Annotated in this window: 24 protein-coding genes; 14 read left to right on the top strand and 10 right to left on the bottom strand. The window is 35.8% G+C overall.

Translation table 11 applies throughout. From position 1 onward, the window contains the following. Nucleotides 1-23 precede the first annotated feature (23 nt). The 9 genes from ACYQ3P_RS10360 to recG all read left to right on the top strand — a co-directional run bounded on the left by ACYQ3P_RS10360 (nucleotide 24) and on the right by recG (nucleotide 9,353). Nucleotides 24-1,970, top strand: coding sequence for an aconitate hydratase (locus ACYQ3P_RS10360; RefSeq protein ID WP_460177805.1), 1,947 nt, complete (start codon nucleotides 24-26; stop codon nucleotides 1,968-1,970). 7 nt (nucleotides 1,971-1,977) lie between these two features. Further along, nucleotides 1,978-3,252: a diguanylate cyclase gene (locus ACYQ3P_RS10355; protein ID WP_460177804.1), complete on the top strand. Its 1,275-nt coding sequence runs from the start codon at nucleotides 1,978-1,980 to the stop codon at nucleotides 3,250-3,252. Nucleotides 3,253-3,811: 559 nt separating this feature from the next. Then, the gene (locus ACYQ3P_RS10350; protein ID WP_460177803.1) at nucleotides 3,812-3,976 is read left to right on the top strand and encodes a hypothetical protein; all 165 of its coding nucleotides are present in this window, start codon (nucleotides 3,812-3,814) and stop codon (nucleotides 3,974-3,976) included. A 39-nt stretch (nucleotides 3,977-4,015) separates the two neighbouring features. Further along, nucleotides 4,016-4,495 (top strand): tetratricopeptide repeat protein, encoded by a 480-nt coding sequence (locus ACYQ3P_RS10345; protein WP_460177802.1) that lies wholly within the window; start codon nucleotides 4,016-4,018, stop codon nucleotides 4,493-4,495. An 11-nt stretch (nucleotides 4,496-4,506) separates the two neighbouring features. Continuing rightward, nucleotides 4,507-4,878 (top strand): PA2779 family protein, encoded by a 372-nt coding sequence (locus tag ACYQ3P_RS10340; RefSeq protein WP_460177801.1) that lies wholly within the window; start codon nucleotides 4,507-4,509, stop codon nucleotides 4,876-4,878. A 437-nt stretch (nucleotides 4,879-5,315) separates the two neighbouring features. Then, the gene (locus ACYQ3P_RS10335; RefSeq protein WP_460177800.1) at nucleotides 5,316-5,558 is read left to right on the top strand and encodes a hypothetical protein; all 243 of its coding nucleotides are present in this window, start codon (nucleotides 5,316-5,318) and stop codon (nucleotides 5,556-5,558) included. A 123-nt stretch (nucleotides 5,559-5,681) separates the two neighbouring features. Further along, nucleotides 5,682-6,176 carry a ribosome maturation factor RimP gene (locus ACYQ3P_RS10330; RefSeq protein ID WP_460177799.1) on the top strand — a complete coding sequence of 165 codons (495 nt, stop codon included), beginning with the start codon at nucleotides 5,682-5,684 and terminating at the stop codon, nucleotides 6,174-6,176. Nucleotides 6,177-6,180: 4 nt separating this feature from the next. Further along, nucleotides 6,181-7,281: a transcription termination factor NusA gene (nusA, locus tag ACYQ3P_RS10325; protein ID WP_460177798.1), complete on the top strand. Its 1,101-nt coding sequence runs from the start codon at nucleotides 6,181-6,183 to the stop codon at nucleotides 7,279-7,281. Beyond that, the gene (gene recG / locus ACYQ3P_RS10320; RefSeq protein WP_460177797.1) at nucleotides 7,281-9,353 is read left to right on the top strand and encodes an ATP-dependent DNA helicase RecG; all 2,073 of its coding nucleotides are present in this window, start codon (nucleotides 7,281-7,283) and stop codon (nucleotides 9,351-9,353) included. Before nusA ends, recG begins: the two co-directional genes overlap by 1 nt. 109 nt (nucleotides 9,354-9,462) lie before the next feature. On the opposite strand, the gene ACYQ3P_RS10315 is transcribed toward recG, so the two are convergent. The 6 genes from ACYQ3P_RS10315 to hisC form a co-directional block, all read right to left on the bottom strand. Beyond that, the gene (locus ACYQ3P_RS10315) at nucleotides 9,463-9,561 is read right to left on the bottom strand and encodes a type II toxin-antitoxin system HicA family toxin (RefSeq protein WP_460178079.1); all 99 of its coding nucleotides are present in this window, start codon (nucleotides 9,559-9,561) and stop codon (nucleotides 9,463-9,465) included. Nucleotides 9,562-9,571: 10 nt separating this feature from the next. After that, nucleotides 9,572-9,784 carry a type II toxin-antitoxin system HicB family antitoxin gene (locus ACYQ3P_RS10310; RefSeq protein ID WP_460178078.1) on the bottom strand — a complete coding sequence of 71 codons (213 nt, stop codon included), beginning with the start codon at nucleotides 9,782-9,784 and terminating at the stop codon, nucleotides 9,572-9,574. Between the two features lie 95 nt (nucleotides 9,785-9,879). Next, nucleotides 9,880-10,788, bottom strand: a complete 909-nt coding sequence (locus ACYQ3P_RS10305; RefSeq protein WP_460177796.1) for a PLP-dependent cysteine synthase family protein — start codon at nucleotides 10,786-10,788, stop codon at nucleotides 9,880-9,882. Nucleotides 10,789-10,800: 12 nt separating this feature from the next. After that, complete coding sequence (gene thyX, locus ACYQ3P_RS10300) at nucleotides 10,801-11,526, bottom strand: FAD-dependent thymidylate synthase (RefSeq protein WP_460177795.1); 726 nt, start codon at nucleotides 11,524-11,526, stop codon at nucleotides 10,801-10,803. Beyond that, nucleotides 11,523-12,098, bottom strand: a complete 576-nt coding sequence (gene hisB / locus ACYQ3P_RS10295) for an imidazoleglycerol-phosphate dehydratase HisB (protein ID WP_460177794.1) — start codon at nucleotides 12,096-12,098, stop codon at nucleotides 11,523-11,525. Before hisB ends, thyX begins: the two co-directional genes overlap by 4 nt. 3 nt (nucleotides 12,099-12,101) lie before the next feature. Next, on the bottom strand, nucleotides 12,102-13,160 hold the full coding sequence (gene hisC, locus ACYQ3P_RS10290) for a histidinol-phosphate transaminase (RefSeq protein ID WP_460177793.1): 1,059 nt from the start codon (nucleotides 13,158-13,160) through the stop codon (nucleotides 12,102-12,104). 69 nt (nucleotides 13,161-13,229) lie between these two features. Here hisC and ACYQ3P_RS10285 point away from each other — a divergent pair, with 69 nt between their 5' ends. The 4 genes from ACYQ3P_RS10285 to ACYQ3P_RS10270 all read left to right on the top strand — a co-directional run bounded on the left by ACYQ3P_RS10285 (nucleotide 13,230) and on the right by ACYQ3P_RS10270 (nucleotide 16,248). Continuing rightward, complete coding sequence (locus tag ACYQ3P_RS10285) at nucleotides 13,230-14,018, top strand: inositol monophosphatase family protein (protein WP_460177792.1); 789 nt, start codon at nucleotides 13,230-13,232, stop codon at nucleotides 14,016-14,018. Next, a complete protein-coding gene (locus ACYQ3P_RS10280; RefSeq protein WP_460177791.1) occupies nucleotides 14,015-14,905 on the top strand; it encodes a cation diffusion facilitator family transporter in 891 nt (296 codons plus the stop codon). The genes ACYQ3P_RS10285 and ACYQ3P_RS10280 overlap by 4 nt, the downstream gene beginning before the upstream one ends. 184 nt (nucleotides 14,906-15,089) lie before the next feature. Beyond that, complete coding sequence (locus tag ACYQ3P_RS10275) at nucleotides 15,090-15,317, top strand: hypothetical protein (protein WP_460177790.1); 228 nt, start codon at nucleotides 15,090-15,092, stop codon at nucleotides 15,315-15,317. Beyond that, nucleotides 15,307-16,248, top strand: coding sequence for a radical SAM protein (locus tag ACYQ3P_RS10270; protein ID WP_460177789.1), 942 nt, complete (start codon nucleotides 15,307-15,309; stop codon nucleotides 16,246-16,248). The genes ACYQ3P_RS10275 and ACYQ3P_RS10270 overlap by 11 nt, the downstream gene beginning before the upstream one ends. Here ACYQ3P_RS10270 and ACYQ3P_RS10265 read toward each other — a convergent pair. The 4 genes from ACYQ3P_RS10265 to ACYQ3P_RS10250 all read right to left on the bottom strand — a co-directional run bounded on the left by ACYQ3P_RS10265 (nucleotide 16,243) and on the right by ACYQ3P_RS10250 (nucleotide 19,697). Next, a complete protein-coding gene (locus ACYQ3P_RS10265; protein ID WP_460177788.1) occupies nucleotides 16,243-16,725 on the bottom strand; it encodes a metallophosphoesterase in 483 nt (160 codons plus the stop codon). The two genes, ACYQ3P_RS10270 and ACYQ3P_RS10265, sit on opposite strands and share 6 nt — an antisense overlap. Continuing rightward, a complete protein-coding gene (locus ACYQ3P_RS10260) occupies nucleotides 16,703-17,419 on the bottom strand; it encodes a segregation and condensation protein A (RefSeq protein ID WP_460177787.1) in 717 nt (238 codons plus the stop codon). Before ACYQ3P_RS10260 ends, ACYQ3P_RS10265 begins: the two co-directional genes overlap by 23 nt. A 312-nt stretch (nucleotides 17,420-17,731) precedes the next feature. Next, nucleotides 17,732-18,568 carry a polyamine aminopropyltransferase gene (gene speE / locus ACYQ3P_RS10255; RefSeq protein ID WP_460177786.1) on the bottom strand — a complete coding sequence of 279 codons (837 nt, stop codon included), beginning with the start codon at nucleotides 18,566-18,568 and terminating at the stop codon, nucleotides 17,732-17,734. A gap of 10 nt (nucleotides 18,569-18,578) precedes the next feature. Beyond that, nucleotides 18,579-19,697, bottom strand: coding sequence for a type III PLP-dependent enzyme (locus ACYQ3P_RS10250; RefSeq protein WP_460177785.1), 1,119 nt, complete (start codon nucleotides 19,695-19,697; stop codon nucleotides 18,579-18,581). A 36-nt stretch (nucleotides 19,698-19,733) separates the two neighbouring features. Between ACYQ3P_RS10250 and pheA the strand changes: the two genes are divergently transcribed. After that, the gene (gene pheA / locus ACYQ3P_RS10245) at nucleotides 19,734-20,807 is read left to right on the top strand and encodes a prephenate dehydratase (RefSeq protein ID WP_460177784.1); all 1,074 of its coding nucleotides are present in this window, start codon (nucleotides 19,734-19,736) and stop codon (nucleotides 20,805-20,807) included. Nucleotides 20,808-20,812: the final 5 nt, after the last annotated feature.

The following is a 20,812-nucleotide window of genomic DNA, read 5'->3' as shown; positions in this document are numbered from 1 at the left end:
ATTTTTGCAAAAAGGAGGACTTAATGGGAAAAAACATTGTTGAGAAAATTCTTGATGCCCATCTGGTATCAGGCAAAATAAAAGAGGGCGAGCTTGTGGGAGTGAGGGTAGATGAAGTTTATACTCAAGATGCAACTGGCACTATGGCATGGCTTGAGTTTGAGGCAATAGGTCTTGAGCATGTAAGAGTTCCAATAGCTGTATCATATGTTGATCACAATATGCTTCAAAGTAATTTTATGAATGCCGATGACCATTTATTTTTAAGGACAGCTGCAGCAAAATTTGGTGCATACTTTTCAAGACCGGGAAACGGAATTTGCCATCAAGTTAATCTTGAGCGTTTTGCAGCACCCGGTCTTATCGCAGTTGGAACAGACAGCCATACTCCAACAGGTGGCGGAATTGGAATGCTCTCCATAGGAGTGGGAGGTCTTGAAGCCGCATCAATCATGGCAGGTATGCCCTTTGAATTTACAATGCCAAAGGTTGTAAGAATTAATCTCTATGGAAAATTAAGACGCCCCTATGTCACAGCAATGGATGTAATACTCACTCTTCTTAAAATGCTTACAGTAAAAGGCGGTGTTGGGAAAATATTTGAATATGGCGGCGAAGGAGTAAAAGATTTAAGCGTAACTGAAAGGGCAACAATTACAAATATGGGAGCAGAGCTGGGTGCAACGACATCAATATTCCCAAGCGATGAAAATACATTGAAATTTCTTAAAGCACAGGGAAGGCAGCATCAGTGGATAGAGCTTCAAGCAGATGAAGATGCAGAATATGCTGAGATTATTGAGCTTGATTTAAGCGAAATTGAGCCAATGATTGCCCAACCCCACAGCCCAGACAATGTTGTGCCTGTGAAGGGACTCAAGGGCTTAAAGGTTCAACAAGTCTGCATTGGCTCATGTACAAACTCTTCATACAAAATGATGAAAACAGTTGCTCAAATACTTAAAGGAAGAGCAGTCAATGAAGATGTAACTCTTTTTATAAATCCGGGATCAAAGCAAGTTTATCAAATGATTGCAAGGGAGGGAGATATTGAGGCAATGATTTCAGCAGGTGCGAGAATTCTTGAATCTGCATGTGGTCCTTGTATTGGAATGGGTGGTGCACCGGGAAGCGGGCAGATATCTGTGCGTTCTTTTAATCGTAATTTTAAAGGACGCTCTGGCACAAAAGATGCTTTTGTTTATCTCGCATCTCCTGTGATTTGCGCGCTAACTGCGATTTATGGAGAACTTGTTGATCCCTTTGAAACGGATATAAAAATTGAAAATGTAACTGACCCTGAGCAATTTTTAATTAATGATAATATGCTTATTCCACCAAAAAAATCAAAAGATGTAAAGATAATCAAAGGACCAAACATAAAAGAAGTTCCAATTAAAGAGCCCCTTGAAGATAGAATTGAAGCAGAGGTTTTGCTTAAGCTTGGAGACAACATCACCACAGATGACATTCTTCCAGCAGGTGCACAGGTGCTACCGTATCGTTCAAACATACCCGAAATTTCAAAGTTCACATTTAAAAACATTGATGAAACATTTTATGAAAGAGCTATGAAGGCAAAGGAAAAGGGAGGTGGAATTATTGTTGGTGGTGAAAACTATGGACAAGGTTCATCCCGTGAACATGCAGCAATAGTTCCAATGTATCTTGGTATTAAGGCAGTAATTTCAAAGTCCTTTGCAAGAATCCATCGTGCAAATTTGATAAACTTTGGAATCTTGCCTTTAATCTTTTCAAATCCAGACGATTATGATAAAATTGAACAAAGCGATATTTTAGAAATAAAAGATTTAAAAGAGGCTGTTAAAGATATGCAGAAATATCAGATTATTAACAAATCAAAGGGAGTTGTAATTGAGGCTTACTCTAATTTGAACCAAAAAGAAAAAGAGCTGATTCTAAGTGGTGGACTTCTTCCTTATGTGAGAAAAAAAGTATTAAATCAGTAATTTTTTAATGAAGGCATTAATTATTGAGCCCGGAAAAGTAACATCACACTTTGTAGAAAATTTATTTGAAACCTACGGATTAACCACTGCTACTGCTAATAGTGCTAAAGAAGCTTTATCTTTGGTTGAAAAAGAACATTTTGATATTATTGTTATAGCAAAAGTGCTCCCAGATGGAGATGGTCTATTATTAGCTCAAAAATTGCGTAAAGATTTTAATCTTTCTATTCCTATTGTATTAGTAACAAGTGATGTTTCACAAGAATTAATTGAAAAAGCTTTTTCAGTAGGTATAACTCTAATTGTTCATCGTTCAAAAGTTCAGCTTTTGGAGAATTTTATAAGGTATTACTTTGCTCAAACAGATGAAAGAGTATCAGGTGCTAAAATTCTACTCGTTGAAGACTCTAGACAATATCAAAAGGTTCTGCAGAGTATTTTAATCACCCGCAAATACAATGTTGATTGTTGCAGAAGTGTTTCTGAAGCTTTATCTTTAATTGAAAATAACGAATATGACCTTTACATAATTGACCTTGTTTTAGCTGATAATGAATCAGGTCTTTACTTGGTTCACAAATTAAGAGAGATGACAGATAATATTGTTTTGCGCCCCATCTTAGTTCTTACTGGTTATGATGATTTAACAAGAAGAAGCATTTTATACCGTTTAGGCGTGAATGATTATATTATTAAACCACCCAATGAAATAGAATTTCTTGCCCGAGTATATAATTTGATAACAATGAAAAAGATTTACATGCAAATGTTACGTCATGAACGGATATTAAAAACAATGGCTTTGAAGGATAGCCTTACAGAAATTCCTAACAGACGGGCTTATGATGAAATTTCTAAGAAATATGTACAATTAGCTAAAAGAGAAAATATTTCGCTTTCAATCTTGGTAATTGACATTGATCACTTCAAAAGAGTTAATGATGAGCTTGGTCATTCAAAGGGCGATGAAGTTTTAAAAGCAGTTGCAATGGAAATATCTAAGTCAGTTAGAATAAGCGATTTTGTTGCAAGATATGGCGGAGAAGAGTTTGCTGTTTTGTTAATGAATTGTGTTTTGAAAGACGCAGCAGATGTAGCAGAAAAAATCAAGAAAAGAATAAGTCAGAATGTAAGCACTTCTTTAGGATCAATCACTGTGAGTATAGGCGTGTCACAAGTAAATCCCAAAGATGAAACCATAGAAAAAGCATTTGAAAGGGCAGATAAGGCTCTTTATCAAGCAAAACAACAGGGAAGAAATAAGGTAGTTGCTATATCTTAAGACTAAAATTTTTTATTATTTAAAAATTCCTTAGCTTTTTGTTGATATTGAGAGGATAATAAGCAACTGAGACAATCCAAAAAATGGCTATAGAAATATAGAAATTACTAAAACATTTTGAAAAATAGACATTTTTTACTGTCATTGGCAGTGAATCGTGGCATCAAAAAAGACAAGGTTGCTCTGGTACTGATTTAGACTCGCAGTAACGAAAAGACAAGAGCCTCTTGATGAGGAAAGGAATGTCATCGTATGATAAATATATGGACATTGCGAGCGATTTTATTTCAGAGGCTTACTTTCTTTTTATGAGATTGCTTCGGTAGACCACCGGTCTGCCTCGCAATGACTCCCTTCTTTCGTCATTGCGAGTCTGCTGTTTTATTTTTTCGTCATCACGAGGCTTGCGAAGCAAGCCGAAGTGATCTCTCTTAGCTCCTTAAAGAATTACCACGCTATCGCTTGGAACAGGTGGACTCGCAGACATCTATTTTTCGGAAATTACCCAAAAATAGAGATAGACACTCGTCACTGCGAGCCCCCTGTTGCGAGCGATAGCGTGGCAATCTGGGGCGAAGCAGTCTCTAATAAGGCTTTTTTGAAAAATAAAGTAGAGATTGCTTCGCATCCTTCGGATGCTCGCAATGACGGAAAAAAATACTTAATTTTCAAATGGTTATACCAATTATTGGATTTCTATCGCTATTTTTCGGAAATTAAATGAGTCTACAAAATAAAGATGAATTATGTTATAATTTACGAAATGTGTTTTTTATTGAAAAAACTTGATTTTTTAATGGTATTTTGCTTATTGTTAATTGCTGGATGTAGCATGCCAAAGATTTTGGTTTTAAACGATCCACTTACTGCAGAGGAGCATTTAATGATGGGGTTGAGTCGTGAAAAGGCAGGGCTCTTTGATGAGGCAATAAAGCATTATGAAGAAGCATCAAAGTCTGATGCAAGGGGTTTTCTTTTTTTAGGCAATCTTTATCTTAGTCAGAATAAATACGAGGAGGCGGAAAAAAATTATAAGAAAGCAATCAACAAGAATGATAAGCTTGCTGATGCATATAATAATTTAGCTTGGCTTTATTATCTCCAAGAGAGAAAACTTGATGAAGCAGAAAAATTAGTAAAAAAAGCCATAGAGCTTGAAATTAATAATCCCGATAGAGTTAAAATTTATGATGACACTTTAAGAAAAATTCAAAAATTAAAGGAAAATAAATCCACACAATAGGAGGTGCAGTTATGTTTAAGAAGTTGCTTTCAGTTTACTTAATTGTAGCAATTTTTGTAATTGGTTTTGTGCAGTCAGCGGGTGCTGCTTTTATTCCAACTGAAGTGACTCTTAACACAAAAGGTGAGGATTTACAGAAAATTCAAAAATTTCTTGAGATGAAAATAGTGTCCCAGAGGCTCAAAGATTTTGGATACTCTGAAAAAGAGATTATGGACAGGCTCAACAGCCTTGATGAGCAAACTTTGCACAATCTTGCATTGAAAATTGATGAACTGAAAGTTGCTGGAGATGCTGGATTGGCGGTTATATTAGCTCTTGTTATTATTGCTTTGGTTGTATTAATTATCAATCTTACTGGACACAGGGTTGTTGTAAAATAATTAAAATCTAAATTGAGCAATGTGTTATAAAACCTTTGTTAACATGTCATTACGAGCTTCACCGTTTATTCTTTTCCGTAATTGCGAGACAGACCGATGGAATGCCGAAGCAATCTCTTTTCTCATTTATAAAGAAGCGAGATTGCTTCAGGTGCTAAGCCTGTCGCAAGCCGAAAGCGTTGCGACCTTTCGCAATGACACATTTTTTTCCGTCATCACGAGGCTTGCAAAGCAAGCCGAAATGATCTCTCCGTTGGGAGAAAAAAGAAGAGATTGCTTCGCTTTGCTCGCAATGACAAATAGAGGATTGCAGAATTTAGGGAGAAATATGCTTGACAAAAGTATGTGTTCAATGATAAAAAATAAAAATTAAAAGGGTTTCAGTTTCTGGCAGTAAAACTGAAAAAAATTGTGACGAAAGGAGGTGACATAGTAAGATGAAGAAAATTTTAGCATTAGTACTTTCATTAATTCTTATGGTATCCTTTAGCTTTGCTTTAGGATGCAAAAAGGCAGAAGAGCCAAAGAAGCCTGAGGCACCAGCTCCTGCTCCTGCACCTGAGCAGAAGCCAGCTGAGGCACCAAAAGCTCCTGCTCCTGCACCTGAGCAGAAGCCAGCTGAGGCACCAAAAGCTCCTGAGGCACCAAAGGCTCCTGAAAAACCAGCTGAGAAAAAATAATTACTTAGCAGCCGAAGCAACATCGGAGAATCCGATGTTGCTTCAATATTTTTAAAAGTGTTAAAATTATTGAAAGAGTGGGTTATCCCACTCTTTTATTTTGAAGAGGTTTTGGATAATACTATGAATATAAAAGAACTAAAAGATTTAATAACGAATTACGCAAAAGAAATAAGTGAACAAGAAGGAGTAGAACTGGTGGATGTTGAGATCCACACAGGAGGAAGAGGTTTAATTTTGAGAATTTATATTGATAAAGAAGGTGGTGTTACAATTAAGGATTGTGAACAATTCTCAAGGGCAATGGAAGCTATTCTTGATGTTGAGGATCCAATAAAGAGTTCTTATGTTCTTGAAGTTTCATCGCCCGGTGCTGACAGACCTCTAAAAGAAAAAAAAGATTTTTTGAAGAATATAGGAAGGACTGTTAAAATTACTACTACTGAAAAAATAGCTGACAAGACATTTTTTATTGGGAAAATTATTGATGCAGGCGATGACTGGGTAAGAATTGAGATAAGTGAGCAGAGGGTCAAAGGAGTTAAAAAGAGGGAAAGAGGAGAGCTTTTATTTATTCCTTTGCATAAAATTTTAAAAGCACAAATTCAAATAGGGTAAGAAAATGGGAAAGGAACTTAAATTTTTAGCAGAACAAATAATGCGAGAGAAAGGTATCAGTAAGGATACAGTTATTGAATTACTTGAAACAGCCCTTATTTCTGCTATAAGAAAAAAGTACGGAAATAAATCATCAATTAAAATAAAGATTGATCCCAAGAGCTTTGACATAGGTATTTTTGAGGTGAAAAAAGTCGTTGAGAATGTGACTGACCCTGCTTCAGAAGTTTCTATTGATGAGGTAAAAGAAAAGTATGTGGACAAAGGTATTGGTGACACAGTTGAAGTGCCATTATCTATCCAAGATTTTGGAAGAATAGCAGCTCAAACCGCAAAACATGTGCTTTTTCAGAAAATTAAAGAGATTGAACGCTCTGTAATCTATGATGAATTCAAAGACAAAGTTGGAACCATTGTAAGTGGAACAGTTCTTAGAAAAGAAAATAACAATTTCTACATTCTCGTTGGAAATGCAGAAGCTATTTTGCCAGAAAAAGAGTTGTTACCTCAGGATAATTTAAAAAGGGGAGATATAATAAAGGCTTACATAGTTGAAGTGAAAAAAACTCCGAAAGAGCCTGTTATAAGGCTTTCAAGGACACATCCTAATTTTGTAAGAGCCTTATTTGCTCTGGAAGTTCCTGAGATTCAAGATGGGATAGTTGAAATTAAATCTATTGCAAGAGACCCCGGTGAAAGAACAAAAATTGCTGTTGCTTCAAAGGATCCATTAGTTGATCCTGTTGGAGCATGTGTTGGAATGAAAGGCACAAGGGTTCAGGCAATTGTGAGAGAATTGAAGGGTGAAAGGATAGATATAATTCCATACAGCGATGACATAAGTCTATATATTGCAAAAGCTCTTACTCCTGCAACAGTGCTAAAGGTTGGAATAAACGAATCTGAAAAAACAGCTGTTGTTGTAGTGGAGGATAGCCAGCTTTCACTTGCTATAGGCAAAAGAGGACAAAATGTAAGGCTTGCTTCAAGATTAACAGGATGGAATATAGATGTTTTAAGTGAATCCGAATATACAGAGATGAAAATTAAGGAAGCTGAAAAAACTCTGAAAGAATCCACCAAAAAAGATGCCCACAAAAATTAATGAAAGCAGATGGCTTAAATCTGCCAATTCAATACCTAAAGGGCGTAGGTCCTAAAAGGGCGACTTTTTTACAAAAACTGGGCATCTTCACAGTCAAAGATGCCCTTTATTATCTTCCCACCCAGTATGAAGACAGAAGAAACAAGAAAAATATAGCAGAAATAAGACCCAACGAGGCTGTATCTATTGAGGGCAAGATAGTTCAGATAAGTGAACTAAAACCGAGAGCTAATCTCTCAATAATAGAGGTAATTATTTCTGATGGAACAGGTTTTATCAAGGCTAAGTGGTTTAATCAGACTTATCTAAAAAGGATATTCAAGGAAAAGCAAAAAATAAAAATCTTCGGTAAGCCTCAGATTGACTACTGGGGAGCAAATTTAGAAATTTTAAATCCAGAGTATGAACTTTTAGAAGGAGAAATAAATTCAACAGAGCTTAAAATTCTTCCTGTTTATCGCCTAACCGAAGGTTTATCTCAAAAACAGATGCTTTCTGTGATTCGGAATGCCTTAGACTTTGGATTGCCTTTGCTTGATGATTTTGTTTCAGAAAAAATTGTTAGCAAACTATCTTTGCCTTCTCTGGATAAGGCATTGGAGTTTGTTCATTTCCCTCCATCCGAAATTGACATTGAAATTTTAAATGAATGGAAATCTCCTTTCCATCAAAGACTTATTTTTGATGAACTTTTTCTTCTACAGCTTGGCATTTTGCTAATAAAGCAAAACAGGCTTGCAGAGAAAGGAATATCCTTTAGCCCTTCAGGGAAACTTTTAAATGTATTTTTTGAAAAGCTTCCCTTTAAACTCACATCAGCACAGGAGAGGGTAATTAAGGAAATCCTTGAAGATATGAAAAAACCTATTCCTATGAACAGACTTCTTCAGGGAGATGTTGGTTCAGGAAAAACCGTGGTAGCTGTTTCAGCAATGCTTGCTGCAGTTGAATGTGGATATCAAGCAGCACTGATGGCACCTACCGAAATTCTGGCAGAACAGCATTATCTAAATATCTCCTCATTGCTAAAAGAGCTTCCTTTAAATATCATAATTTACACTTCCACATACAACAAACATGGAAATCTTATTGCTTCAGGTGCAGCAGATATAGTTATTGGCACACATGCTCTAATTCAGGAGGATGTTAGATTTAAAAAATTGGGACTGATCGTAATAGATGAACAACACAGATTTGGAGTTGTCCAGAGAGCTACTTTAAAGAAAAAAGGGATTAATCCTGATACCCTTGTGATGACAGCTACTCCCATCCCTCGCACAATGGCTTTAACTGTATATGGAGAGCTTGATTATTCTGTGCTTGACGAATTACCTGCTGGCAGAAAGCCTATTATTACAAAAATAGTCAATCCTGAGAATAAAAAAGTAGTTTATAAAATGATTGAGGAGGAAGTTAAGGCAGGTGGGCAGGTTTATATTGTATATCCTTTAATTGAAGAGTCTGAGGTTATGGATTTAAAATCTGCAACACAGGGATATGAGGCTCTTCAGAGGATCTTTCCAAAATACAAAGTAGGACTTATTCATGGCAAAATGCCTGCAAAGGAAAGAGACGAGGTCATGAAAGAATTCAGGCAGGGCAAAATTCATATTCTTGTTGCTACAACAGTTATTGAAGTAGGTGTGGATGTCCCAAATGCGACCTTGATGATTATTACACATGCTGAAAGATTTGGACTTGCCCAGCTACATCAGCTAAGAGGAAGAGTTGGAAGAGGTAGCAGACCGTCAAAATGCATCTTGATTCCTTACAAGCTGACAGAAGAGGCTAAGTTGCGTTTAAGTGCTTTGGTTAAATACTCAGATGGCTTTAATATCGCTGAAGAGGATATGAAAATAAGAGGTCCGGGAGAGATGTTTGGAGTGAAACAGTCTGGTATGCTGGATTTAAAGGTCGCAGATTTTATAAGAGACAGAGAAATGCTTGAGATTGCGAGGCAGGAGGCTGAAAATCTCTTAAAAGAAGACCCTTCCTTTAAATATTGTCCGCAACTTAAAGCCCAGTTGCAGGATTACTGGAAGGACAAAGTAGAAATATTTTTAACTGCTTAATTAATCTTCTAAAAATTCTTCAACAAAGATTTTTGCCTATCGTAAAATACCCCGAAGAGTCCCAACTGCTAACTCTTGATGAAGTGGTACTATGCATACTATTTGTTGTTCAGAAGTTTGTTTTTTTAAAAACAGCATGACTTCCCTTAATACGAACGATTTTAAATCCAAATTTTTCTAATTTTTTAATTAGTTCCTCCCCAGACATTCTTTTTAATTTAGACATTAACAAGAACCTCAAAGGTTGTGATAAAAGGCTTTGAAGATTCTGGAACAGGAGATTCTTCTAAATATGATTCTGTTGCTTCTTTTAAATTTATTAAAGCTTCTTCTATGTTATATCCCTGACTTACAGTGCCAACTTCTGGGCATTCAGCAACATAAATGTCGTCTTCCTTATAAATAATGGCTGTAAATATCTTTGGCTTTATATTTGCCTATTGTATTGAGATTATAAACAAAATAATATCTTGACTTTAAATTTTTCCACTTTTTTCATTTCTGATGGATTAAATTTGTGGGTTAATTACGGTGGGCATTTACTGCAGATGGAGGCAAAGAGAGAGGTTGAAAGATATCTGTCTCCTCTGTCTGGTAAAATTACAACAATTACGCCACTGCGAATTTCACTTGCCTTTTTTAAGGCAATGTTCATAGCAGCACCTGAGGACATACCAACAAATACGCCCTCAAGTAATGCAAGTTTTCTTGTTGTATCAAATGCTTCTTCGTCATTAACATTAATCTTCTCGTCAAGTTTTGAAGGGTCAAATATTTTAGGCACTATGCTTTCGGATAGATTTTTCAAACCCTGAATTCTGTGACCCGGAACAGGTTCAACTCCGATTATTTGTATATTGCTATTAAACTCTTTAAGGCGTTTGCTAACTCCCATTATTGTTCCGGTTGTTCCCATTCCAGCGACGAAGTGTGTGATTTCACCTTTGGTTTGCTCTATTATTTCGGGAGCTGTTGTCTCATAATGAGCTCTTATATTAGCCTCGTTGTCAAACTGATTTGGCATGTAATAGAGCTCGGGAGCATCTTCATAAATCTGGTGTGCAAGCCTTATAGCTCCATCTGTGCTCTCCTCGGCAGGTGTTAAAATGAGTTCAGCGCTAAGGGCTTCAAGAATTCTTCTTCTCTCAACGCTGACACATTTAGGCATTACAAGCTTAATTCTATATCCCTTTGCAGCTGCTATCATGGCAAGTCCTATGCCAGTATTTCCAGAGGTTGGTTCAAGAATAATCTTATCCTTTGTAAGAAGCCCCTTTTCTTCAGCGTCTTTTATAAGATAAAGGGCTGTGCGGTCTTTGATTGAACCTCCAGGATTTGCCCCCTCAAATTTTCCATAGAGGACAACTTTTGGATTCGGATTTATCCTGTCAAATCTTATAAGCGGTGTGTTTCCTATTATATCAATTACGCTCATTTGTTAATTATATCACAGACTTTTGAATTTTTTCCTTACTTCTTTAATCTTGCCACAAGAAAATTTGCCTTCTTGACATTTGCCTGTTATACATGACGGTCCTGCATCTTTAAATAGCAACGGTGCAATCTTTTTTGCCTGCCTCAACATTTCTGTTGCAAGCTCTCTAATTTCCCATTGAGCCCGATTGCAACAACGAACTCTGAAGAAATGAAGAAGTTCCCTTGCATTCATGGTTATTACAATCTTTGTCTCTGCTGCATTTGGCAACACAAATCTTGCATCCTGACGAGCAGCCTCACCTTTAAGCCCTTTGTCTTCCAATGCTTTTAGTAGCTTGCAGTAGTAATCATGGGCAGACTTCATTGCCTCAAGAAAAAGAGATTCCAACTCCTTGTCTTCCGCAATTGATGGCGGGACAACAAAATCAAAGCCCTTTTCTTCGCTGACATATCTTTGGGACTGCTGGCTGTATGATGCAATTCTATGTCTTACAAGTTGATGGGAACATGCACGTGATATACCTTCAACTGCGAATGTGAAACTCACATGTTCAAAAGGAGATAAATGCCCACTTTCCCTTAAAAGATTTATAAGTTTTTCTTTTTCCTCAATCGTTAGTTTTTCTTTTAACTCATCAATTCCTACAGGGCTGTAACAAAGTCTCGCAGACAGTGCAACTACTTCTTCAGGATTTGGTGTATGCGTAAGGATAGAAACTTTTAGAGTTGCTATCATATTACGCCCTTTGTTGAGGGTAAATCTTCTCCAGAAATATGAACGGCTTCCTTTAATGCCTTTGCAAATGCCTTAAAGACAGCCTCAATTACATGATGCAGGTCTTTACCATAGCGAACATTGATATGGAGTGTAATTTTTGCGTTATTTGCCAGTGCTCTGAAAAATTCCTCAAAAAGTCCGATATCAATATCCTTGATAAATCCCTTAAATGGGACATTATAGACGAGAAAAGCCCTTCCTCCTAAGTCAACTGATACCTCGCACAAGGCTTCATCCATTGGAATTGACGCAAAACCATATCTTTTAATTCCCTTTCTGTCTGAAAGCGCCTTTTCAATTGCTTGACCAAGCACTATGCCTATATCTTCTGTAAGATGATGATAATCTACATGAGTGTCACCCTTTGCATTCAGAACTAAATCAAATTTACCGTGAAATGAAAAAAGCTCAAGCATGTGGTCTAAAAAACCTACTGAAGTGTTAATACTATTTTTTCCTGAGCCATCTAAGTTAAGCTCTACTTTTATCTCTGTTTCTTTGGTTTTTCTCTCTACTGAGGCTTTTCTCATTTTTTATTCCTCTAAGATTTTCTTAAGGGTTTTTAAAAATTCATCATTCTCTTCTTTCGTGCCAATTGTAACCCTCAAAGCATTCTTAATTACAGAGGACATATCTCTGATAAGAATTCCTTCTTGCGTCAATCTCTGGTAAATCTCTTTGGAGTTTTTTGCTGTAAAAAATATAAAATTTGCCTCTGAGGGATAAACTTTTAATCCGCTCAGATTTGATAATTCTTTGAAAACCCTTTCTCTTTCTTTTATAATTAATCCCACGAATTTCTTTATTTCAGGATACATGTTGTTAAGAGCCTCTTTTGCAATATACTGAGTTAATGCATCAACATTGTATGGAAGCCTAACTTTGTTAATTTCATGAATAATTTCCTCATTGGCAATCAAGTATCCGACTCTTAATGCTGCAAATCCTATTTTGCTGAGAGTTCTTAGTATAATCAGATTTTCATAGTCTTTCAACAAAGGCAAAAATCCTCTCTCGTTGCTGAAAGGATAATATGCTTCATCAATTACAACAAGGGTGGAATTTTTTCTTGCAAAATCAATAACTTTCAAAATCTTATCCGATGAGAATGTGTTTCCTGTTGGATTATTAGGAGTGCTGAGAAAAATCAATTTCGGCTTTTTTATTTTAATTTGCTCTATTATTGCTTTTTCATCTATATCAAAGGAATCATCAAGCTTTGTCTCTATTGTTTCAACTCCGATACTTTTTGAAATTATGCCATACATTACAAATGTCGGAACAGGATAAAGCACTGGTCCGCCAAAAGTAAGAACTAAGTAATAAATCAATTCGTCTGAGCCATTTCCAATCATTATGTTTTTGTATGAAATCTTGAACTTTTTACCTATGGCTTTTCTGAGTTCAATAGCTTCAGGGTCAGGATACCTGTTCAGTGGTATATTTATTTCCTTTACAATCTGCTCTATTTTAATTGGAAATGGAGACTCATTGGCATCAAGTTTGATTCTGCAAGGAATTTCTTTTGCCTGATAGGCTTTAAGTTTTTTTACATTGTCTCTAACAATTGCTCTAATGTTAAATTTTTTCATAGATTTTTATGATAAGTTGCCATTTTAAATATTGTCAACTGGTATGCTCTGAGATTATAATACAAGCTTATGGAGCTTGATTTTTTTAGAAACATCGGAGAGATGCTATACAAGAGAATTTCTTCCTCTAAACCTCAGTTTAACAAAACATCACTCGGCAGGGGCGCATCTGGTGATATGACTTTCCCGATTGATAAATTGGCAGAGGACATGATAATTGAGAGCTTTGAAAAGGAAGGCTTTAGCTTTAATATAATTGCAGAGGAAAGAGGAACAAAAATACTCAAAGATAACAACTTCACTCTCATTATTGACCCTATTGATGGAAGTAAAAATGCTGTCTCAGGAATACCGTTTTTTTCCACATCAATTGCAATAACAGACGGAACTGAGCTGAACAGTCTCAAATTTGGATATATAATAAATCTTACAAATGCTGATGAATTTTATGCTCAAAGGGATAAAGGAGCTTTTTTTAATGGTGAAAAAATTATTCCGCAGGAAAATGAAAAATCAATAATCGTTGCCTTTGAATCATCAAACCCTTATTCGGGAATTCAAAAAATACTGCCTTTATTTAAAATCGCAAGCAGAGTTAGATGTTACGGAAGTACAGCCCTTGACCTTGCGTATCTTTCAATAGGAGCAATAAGCATTTTTGTAACAGCCACTCCTTCAAGAATTTTTGATTTCTCTGCTGGAATTTTGATTGCTAAGGAATCAGGTGCTTTGATTAGAGATTTAGATGGGAAGCCAATTGAAACCTTGCCTGTTAAATTTGATACAAAAACCACTCTTCTTGTATGTGGCAATGAAACTCTTTACTCCAAAGCAATCAAAGCATTAGGGAAGGAATGAGCCATTCATCAACAAAAAAGCTTGGCATTACACTTTTTATTACTTTTTTAATCTTTGTTGCTGAATTAGTTGGTGGAATATTAAGTAACAGTCTTGCCCTGTTAAGTGATGCAGCCCATGTATTTACTGATTCCTTTGCCCTTATTTTAAGTCTAATTGCTTCATTGATAATGCGAAGACCTTCTGGTAAAAGAGCAACCTATGGTTATCAAAAAGTCGGAATACTCGCAGCCCTGATAAATGGAGTGAGTCTTATTATAATCGCATTAATGATATTCCTTGAAGGCTACAAAAGACTCGTTAATCCTCCTTCAGTTGACTATCAGATTATGCTACCTGTAGCAGTTTTTGGATTTATAGGGAATCTCGTCATGGCACTGATATTGGGACACAAACACGAGGATTTGAATATAAAAAGTGCGTGGTTGCATGTATTGGGTGATACATTGTCCTCAGCGGGCGTAATAATTGCAAGTATTATTATTACATACACAGGATGGCTTGTAATTGACCCTCTTGTGAGCTGGTTTGTTGGGTTCATTATCATCTTCGGTGGAATCAGAGTGGTAAAGGAATCATTCTCAATTTTCCTTGATTTAGTGCCAAAAGGACTTGATTTAATTGAAATAATTGAAAAAATAAGAAAAATTAATGGCATTGTGGATGTCCATGATGTCCACATCTGGTCAATTGGATATGGAATACCTGCATTTTCAGCACATGTTGTGGTAAATGCTCAGCTTCTAAGTGAGGCTGATCAAATCAGAAAAGAGATTGAAAAAGAGCTTATAGAATTTGGCATCAAACACATTGTAATTCAAGTGGAAAGTGTAAATTGTATAAATAATAGTTTATATTGCAAAGTTGAGGAATCACACCATCATTAATCTTTTCAGTTTCTTATCAATACATGATTTTTCAAATACGGCTTCGTTTCCTTATCGCTTTTTGCCCCACACTGTTATCGCAAGCCTGTCTGTTGCGAGCGAAATACCCATACATTCACTGCGAGACTCCAAATAAGGCGAAGCAGTCTCTAATTAGTGACTGGTGATTGGTGGATGGTGAATAGTGAATGGAATCTTTTTCACTATAATTGCGATTCCAAGCAAAGCGAGACAATTTCTCTTTTCTCTTTCAACAAGGCATGAGATTGCTTCGCATGCTTCGGATGCTCGCAATGACAGCAAAAAATACTTAATTTTCAAATGGTTATACCAATTATTGGATTTCTATCGCTATTTTTGGATTTTTGAGGAATTGTATACTCTTATGATAGTATATTTTAATGATTTTTGAATCTGCATATTTAAAGATTTCTGAGCAAGAGTTCAAGGAAAAAATTGAAAAAGCCTTTGAAATAATCAAAAACTGCACTCTTTGTCCAAGAAATTGTAATGTTGACAGAACAAAAGGACAAAAGGGATTTTGTAAAATTCTTGATAAGCCTTTTGTCTCAAGTTGGGGACCCCATTTTGGAGAAGAAAGACCTCTTGTTGGAAGATATGGCTCTGGCACAATATTTTTTGGATTTTGCAATTTAGGTTGTGTTTATTGTCAAAATTGGACAATAAGCCATCTTGGAGAAGGAGAGGAAATCTCTTATGATGAGCTTGCTTCAGTTATGATTTATCTACAAAATCTTGGTTGCCATAACATAAATTTAGTTACTCCAACTCATCAGGTTCCTCAAATAATTAAAGCAATTTATATTGCAAGGGAAAATGGACTTAGAGTTCCAATTGTTTACAACTGCGGTGGATATGAGGCATTGGAGACACTCAAGATTCTTGATGGAATAGTTGACATTTATATGCCTGATTTTAAATATGCCGATGACAAACTTGCTGAAAAATACTCAAAGGTGAAAAACTATGCATTTTATGCAAAACAGGCAATTAAAGAAATGCAAAGGCAGGTAGGAGATCTTATTATAAACGAAGAAGGAATTGCACTTAGAGGCATACTTATAAGGCATCTTGTGCTTCCAAATAATATTGCTGGAACTGAAGAAGTTGTAAAATTCATTGCTGAGGAAATCTCAAAAAACACTTACATAAACATAATGGACCAGTACAGACCATGCTGGCATGCAGATGATTATCCTGAGCTTAACAGAAGAATAACAAACAAAGAATTCAATGATGCAATAAATATTGCACTTAAGTATGGATTAAAAAGAATTGACTGTCTTCTTTATTCAAAATATTACAGATTCTGGGAACTATGAAATTTCTATCACCTCTGGAGTCATTGTTTCAAGATCAAGTAACATAAATGTAGCTTTTCCATAAAGCCAACCACATGCCTCACCAGGATTAAGGATTAAAGTATTTCCAATTTTTCTAATGTCAACCTCATGCATATGTCCATAAACAATCACATCAAACTTTCCTGACAGGGCAAGCTCTTCAAGTAATTGTGGTTCATGCATAAGTGCAAACTTTTTACCTGCTATTTCAAAAGTTCTAATTCCTTTCTGAATTCTGTCTCCATACATTTTCTTAAGCAAAAGAACCTCACCGTCATTGTTTCCAAAAACTCCGTAAAAATCTCCTTCAAAATCCTTAAAAAGTCTCCAAGTAAATGGAGCTACAAAGTCACCTGCATGAATTATAGCCTTAACATTTCTTTCTCTTAAAATATTCAAAATTTTTCTTATGTTATCCATGTGGTCATGGGTATCAGAAATAATTGCCACTACCATTTCCTTCCTCCAGCTTTATATAAATTTCTCCAAATGTTTGCTCCTGATAGGCTTTGACTAATTTGAGCCTTAAGAGTTCAAGCAAGGCAAGGAATGTAACTATAATCTCTATTTTAGTTTTTTTATTATACTCTCCAAACAGTTCGTAGAAGTTAGCTGATTTTTTGTTGTTTAAAAAATCAAGGATATAATTTATCTTGTCCTCTACTTTCACAGTGTCCTGAGGAATGTAGATTTTTGGTTCAGGTCTGTCAAGCAATCTTTTGAGAGCTGTTAAAAGGTCAAAAATGTTAAGTTCAGTGAGCAGAACTTCTTCATCCTCTTTTTCAGTTTTTCTTGAAAAGGCATTTGACCATATCTTGTATCTTTCCTTGAAGTAAGTGGTGCAATTTTTAATTTTTTCGTATTCAACTAACTGCTCAACAAGTTCCTGCCGAGGATCCTCCTCTTCCTGTTCATTTTCCTCCTTTGGCAGTAACATTTTAGATTTGATGTAAATCAAAGTTGCAGCCATAACAAGAAATTCAGAGGCAATTTCAATGTCAAGCTCTTTCATAAGTTCAAGATACTCTAAGTATTGCTTAGTTATCAAAGCAATCGGGATATCGTAAATATCAATTTTGTTTTGTTTAATTAAATGCAGAAGTAAATCCAGCGGTCCTTCAAACAAGGGTAAGGCTATTTTAAGAGACATGCTATATTTTAGCAAATTTTTAAGTAATTCCCAAAATAAATGAGAACTCTACACTGTAAAGAGAGATACTTTCAGCTTGCTTTGCAAGTCTTGTGATGACAAAAAGGAGCTTCATTACGAGGGCTTCCACTCATCGTCATTGCGAACGAAGCGAGGCAATCTCGCCTTTTTCCCCTGCAAAAAGGAGATCACTTCGGCTTGCTCTACAAGCCTCGTGATGACGGATAATAATAAATGGCAGGGTTGCCATGACGTATTAACAGGAGGTCTATAAAAAATCGTTAAATTTAGGTCTGTATTTGTTATTTCAGCTTACCATTCAAGTTCTTTTTTCAAAAGCTTATCATAAATATCTCTTGGTAAAAAGCAGGTTTTATGTAAACCTTCAGTGTAAAGCTTGGTTTTAACTTTGACCGGCTTTCTTATTTCTCTTGGGTCAAGGGATTTTGAGCCAACTGAAAATGTCCACCAGTTTCCTGCATATGTTGCGATGTTTGCTGTGTATAAATCAACTATTGGGAAGATTAGTTTCATGGAATTTTGAACTTCATATACAAGCTCTTTATGGAAAATAAGTGATTCTGATAGACTTACAAACATTCCATTTTCTGTAAGGGCATTTCTTACTGATTTGAAGAATTCAACAGTGAAAAGGCTTTTTGCAAAACCTATTATATCAGTGGAGTCTACAATGATGACATCAATTGAATTCTCCATCTTTTTTATAAACTCTGCTCCATCCATGCATTTTATCTCAACTCTTGGATCATCAATGGCACTTGATACAGTAGGGAAAAACTTTTTTGAGACATTGATTACTTCCTCATCTATTTCAACAAAGTAAACTTTCTGCACACTTTCATGTTTCAGTACTTCTCTTACTGCTCCACCATCTCCTCCACCAATTACAACAACGGTTTTTGCTTCAGGATGGGAATGCATTACCACATGTGTAAGCATCTCATGATATATAAATTCATCCTTTTCAGTAAGCTGTACTACATTGTCCAAAACAAGGATTCTTCCGAAATAGGGATTTTCCAGCACCATTATTTCCTGATAAGGGCTTTTTCCTTTGTAAAGTATTTTTTCAACCTCGTAAACATATTGAATTGGTGCATAAGGGTCTTTTTCAAAAAATCTTATCATTGCTTTCCTCCTAAATTAAAAATGTTTTCGGTATAGAAAATCCGTTAAACTCGGATGCATAGGAGATGGTGTATGCTCCTGCGGATAAAATCAATATCAAACTTCCCACATCTGGCTCAGGCAGCATTACGCCTTTGTCAATGACATCAAAGCTGTCACAGCTTGGACCTGCAATAGTCCATTCCTTTTCATCTCCTCTGCTTCCAACAATATATTTATACTTAATTCCTCCTATGCTTTCCATAAGTCCATTAAAAACGCCCACATCAATATAAAGCCAATTTTCATCGGTCCTTTTTGCTTTCCCAATGATTTTTGAGACAAAAACTCCTGCATCACCAATTACTGCTCTTCCTGGTTCAATAAATATCTCAGTTTCAGGAAAGTATTCTTGAAGAAAGGTATTTATTTTCATTTCAATCGTTTCTATATCAGGAACTTTTTTCAGATACTCTATCGGATATCCTCCACCAATGTTTAACATTTTTATTTCTATGCCTTCTTTTTCAACTAAGTCTTTGACCTGACGAGCTTTAACTATTGCTGTATGCCAGTTGTATATGTTGCTACACTGTGAACCAACATGAAATGTTATTCCAATAGGCTGAAGACCATTTTTTTTCGCATAAATTAGAAGCGATACAGCTTCTTCCAACTCTACTCCAAATTTTTTGCTCAGGGGCCATTCACTGCCTTCGTTGGGAACAGTGAGCCTTATGTAAACTTTTTTTCCGGGAGCGTACTTTGCGAGTTTGTTAACTTCTTCATACGAGTCAAAGGCATAATAGTCAACACCGTATTCAACTGCTTCTTTTAGAAATTTAAATGTTTTTATAGGATTGCTTGTAATTATTCTGTCTGGAGAAACATCAAGTTCTTTTAGAATTGCAAGCTCTCCCTCTGATGCGATCTCAAACCCTATGTTGAAATCGTTTAAAAATCTTAAAACTTCAATTGCAGGATTTGCCTTTACAGCATAAAAAACTCTTGAATTTGTTATTCCCTTTCCAATAACTGATATTTTTTTTCTTAAAACCTCTCTATCAATCAAAAGATACGGAGGCTCATCATCATGAGATGCAATCCAGTTAAGAACTCTATCCATCATTTCTTTTTTGAAAGTTTCCATAACTTAAATTTTAGCATAAATATGCTAAAATAAAAAATGGAAGATGGGGTATTAGATAGTTTACGGGAAGAAATAGACAAAATTGATAAACAGATTCTTAAGCTTCTCAACAAAAGGGCAAATATCGCACTTAAAATTGGTGAAATAAAAAGACAAAAAGGCCTTCAATTCTTTGACCCTGTCAGAGAAAAAAAACTGATAAACAATCTTATAACTCAGAATAAAGGTCCGTTTTCTGATGAAACAATAAAACACCTTTTCAGAGAAATTCTATCAGCTACTTTGTCATTACAAGAATCTCAAAAAATCTCATATTTAGGACCTGAGGGCACTTTTACCCATCTTGCAGCAATTAAATATTTCGGAAGTTTTGCACAGTTTGAACCACTTGATACAATAAAGAGCATTTTTGAGAGTGTTGAAAAAGGAACGAGCAAATTTGGAATTGTTCCAATAGAAAACTCAAATGAAGGTACTGTGACCCTTACCCTTGATATGTTTATGCAATATGAGGTGAAAATCTCTGGTGAAATCATTATTCCAATATCCCATCATCTGCTTTCCATTACTGGTGACAAGGAAAAAATAAAAAAAATCTACTCCCATCCCCATGCAAGAGCTCAGTGCAGAGAATGGTTAAGCAAAAACCTTCCCAATGTTCCGTTTTATGATGTTGCATCCACAGCAGAGGCAGCAAAGCAGGCATCCCTTGATGAGGAAGTTGCTGCTATAGCAAGTGAGTTTGCTGCAACACTATATGGGCTTAAATTTGTTGCAAAGCATATTGAAGATTACAAAAATAACTTTACGAGGTTTTTTATACTCAGTAAAAGTTTTCCTCAAAAGACTGGCTCAGATAAGACTTCCATAATGTTTTCCTTACAAGACAGGCCCGGAGCCCTTTACAATGCCTTGAAACCTTTTAAGGATGCGAATATTAATCTCACAAAGATAGAATCAAGACCTGCGAAGATGAGAAAGTGGGAATACATATTTTTTGTTGATTTTATTGGTCATATAGATGATGATAAAGTGCAGGAAACTCTCTCAAAAATAAATAAGTACTGCATAGAGCTTGTCCATTTGGGGTCTTATCCTATTTACGAATAAAGGAG

Source organism: Thermodesulfovibrio hydrogeniphilus, from assembly GCF_054657355.1.
This window is presented reverse-complemented; position numbering and strand designations above follow the sequence as displayed.